Genomic DNA, 271 nt, shown 5'->3' on the forward strand with positions numbered 1-271 from the left:
TCCGGCTCCCGGTGGGCACAGTGTAATGCCCAGGCAGCTCACTATCCAGACGTTGACGTAATGACCAGTCCAGTAAATTCTGTAACGCGGTCTTAACATCAAGCGCCTTGAGCGCACGCAAGGAGTGTACGCCGCTCATTTGCGGCAGTAGCCAGTGCTCAAGCGGAGCCAGCAGCGTCTCATCATCCACCGCTGGCCAGCCGTGTTCCGGCCGCCACTTCGCGGCGCAGTGCAGGCGTATACGAGACCGGTCAGCTTCCGGCGTCCAGGT

General features: G+C 60.9%; 1 protein-coding gene. It reads right to left on the reverse strand.

Annotated features, from left to right (window positions below; all coding sequences use genetic code 11):
- Positions 1-190 (reverse strand): ATP-dependent helicase C-terminal domain-containing protein (locus ABFY71_RS18880; RefSeq protein WP_347947412.1); only part of this gene is annotated, 190 nt, incomplete at its 3' end.
- Positions 191-271: the final 81 nt, after the last annotated feature.

The sequence above is a fragment of the Devosia alba genome (genome assembly GCF_039938915.1).
Lineage (GTDB): Bacteria > Pseudomonadota > Alphaproteobacteria > Rhizobiales > Devosiaceae > Devosia > Devosia alba.